The sequence below is a fragment of the Bradyrhizobium cosmicum genome, assembly GCF_032290525.1.
Lineage (GTDB): Bacteria > Pseudomonadota > Alphaproteobacteria > Rhizobiales > Xanthobacteraceae > Bradyrhizobium > Bradyrhizobium cosmicum_A.
On sequence record NZ_JASXTA010000061.1, the window covers coordinates 1 to 2585 of the forward strand.

At 64.6% G+C, this 2585-nt stretch carries 2 protein-coding genes; both read left to right on the forward strand.

Annotation, left to right across the window (positions count from 1 at the left end; genetic code table 11):
• Positions 1-224: 224 nt before the first annotated feature.
• Positions 225-1709 (forward strand): IS21 family transposase, encoded by a 1485-nt coding sequence (gene istA, locus QSV46_RS38970; protein WP_314963990.1) that lies wholly within the window; start codon positions 225-227, stop codon positions 1707-1709.
• Complete coding sequence (gene istB / locus QSV46_RS38975; protein WP_314963991.1) at positions 1706-2518, forward strand: IS21-like element helper ATPase IstB; 813 nt, start codon at positions 1706-1708, stop codon at positions 2516-2518. The genes istA and istB overlap by 4 nt, the downstream gene beginning before the upstream one ends.
• Positions 2519-2585 lie beyond the last annotated feature (67 nt).

Consider the following 2585-nt stretch of genomic DNA (forward strand, 5'->3'; position numbering starts at 1 on the left):
TGCGGCGCGGCAATCAGGATGGAAGTGCAGCGTCAATCAGGATGAGAGAGCTTCGCGGGGCTCGTGACGCAGGGAGGGCGTAGCCCGACCGGAGTTACGAGCCCCGCGACGGCGCGATCCGAGCGGATCGCGCCGTCTGGTGATCGCGGCTGGCCGGTGATGGATGGTTCTTCTCGCCAAAGAGGAATCACCCGTTGCCAGGCTGCCATGTCACCGATCACCAGATGAGGCTCTACATGAAGTTCCGTCAAACCAATTCGCCGCCAGAGGCGGCCGCGAAGGCGTCGTTCAGTTCGTCGACCGCTTATCGGCTCGAGAAGGATCTGCGCCTTCCGTCGCAAAAGAAGTCACCGCGCCAAAGGCGCCGGCCGGATCCCTTGGCCAACGTCTTCGGCCTGGAGGTCGTGCCGATGCTGAAGGCGGCTCCCGGCGTGCGGCCCGTGGCCATCTTCGAGGAGATGCTCCGACGCCATCCTGAGCTGGGGGCTGGAATCCGCCGCACGCTCGAGCGCCGGATCCGCGCCTGGCGGGCGATCCACGGCGAGGAGCAGGAGGTCATCTTCCGCCAGACCCACGAAGTGGGCCAAGTCGGCCTGTCCGACTTCACCGATATGGGCGAGCTTGGGGTCGCCATCGCTGGCGTGCCGCTCGATCATCGCCTGTATCACTTCCGGTTGGCTTATTGCGGGTTTGAACACGCCCATGTCGTGCTCGGTGGCGAGAGCTTCGTCGCATTGGCCGAAGGGCTGCAGAATGCCCTGTGGTCGCTCGGTGGGGCACCGCGGGAGCATCGGACCGACAGCCTGTCGGCCGCCTTCTGCAATCTCGATCGCAATGCGAGGGACGATCTGACCAGGCGGTACGAGGACCTCTGCGCCCACTACGGCATGCGGCCTTCCCGCAACAATCGCGGCATCGCCCACGAGAACGGGGCGATCGAAAGCTCGCATGGCCATCTCAAGCGGACGATCGCCGATGCGCTGCTGTTGCGCGGCACTGCCGAATTCGATGATCTCGCCGCCTATCGCGGCTTCATCGACGAGATCGTCAGCCGCCGTAATGCCCGCAACTCCAAGCGGATCGACCACGAGCGCGCCACCCTCCAGGTGTTGCCAGATCGCCGCACCTCGGACTACGAGGAGGTGATTGTCCGCGTGACGTCAAGCGGCGGCTTCACCTTGCGCAAGGTGTTCTACACCGTGCCGTCGCGTTTGATCGGGCACCAACTGCGGGTGCGCCTTTACGACGATCGTCTCGACGTGTTCGTCGGCGGCACCCATCTCGTCACCCTGCCGCGTGGGCGGCCGCATCCCAACGGCAAGCACGACCAGGTCGTCGATTATCGGCACGTGATCCATTCCTTGCGGCGCAAGCCAATGGCGCTGCTCAATCTCGTCTACCGTGATCGGCTGTTCCCGCGCGATGCCTATCGCCGAACCTTCGATTGCTTGCGCGAACGGCTGCCGGACAGGAAAGCCTGCCGGATCATGGTCGATCTGCTCGCACTGGCCCATGAGCGCGGCTGCGAGGCCGAACTCGCCGATCAGCTCGCGACCGAGCTTGATGCCGGCCGACTGCCCGACCTCAACCGGCTGCGCGCTTACTTCTCTCCCGATCCGGCCTGCGTGCCGCACGTCGTGGTGCAGCTCGCACCGCTCGCCACCTATGAGTGCCTCATCGGTGCCGGCGAGATCGGAGGTGCCGCATGAGCACGGCCAACATTATCGACACCGCGCGCCTCAATCTATTGCTCAACGAGTTGCGGCTGCCAGCCATCAAGGTGCTGTGGCCGCAATTTGCGGAGCAGTCCGACAAGGAAGGCTGGCCGGCGGCCCGCTTCCTCGCCACCATTGCCGAGCACGAGATCGCCGAACGCGGCCGCCGCCGCGTCGAGCGCCATCTCGTCGAGGCGCGGCTGCCCGCTGGAAAGACCTTCGACAACTTCGACTTCGAGGCTGTGCCGATGATCTCCAAGGCACAGGTGACCGCGCTCGCCGCCGGCGATGGTTGGCTCGGCAAGGGCGCCAATCTGCTGCTGTTCGGCCCGCCCGGCGGCGGCAAGAGTCACTTGGCGGCAGCCATCGGCCTGGCCCTTATCGAGAACGGATGGCGCGTCCTCTTCACCCGCACCACCGATCTCGTCCAGAAGCTCCAGGTGGCGCGGCGCGAGCTCAATCTCGAGGCCGCCATTAACCGCCTCGATCGCTTCGACCTCCTGATCTGCGATGATCTTGCCTACGTCACCAAGGACCAGGCCGAGACCAGCGTGCTGTTCGAGCTCATCAGCGCTCGCTACGAGCAGCGTTCCATGCTGATCACCGCCAATCAGCCCTTTGGAGAGTGGAACAGGGTCTTCCCGGATCCTGCTATGACGCTCGCCGCCATCGATCGCCTCGTTCACCACGCCACCATCGTCGAGATGAACGTCGAAAGCTATCGCAGGCGCACCGCGCTCGAGCGGAAGCGTGGTCCAGGGCGACCATCCTCGCACGCGACACCAAAAACACTCGCTGATTGACGCTCCGCGACAATCAGAGCGAACAAAACTCTTGCGCGCGACAATCATCGCGGCAATCATCACCTCG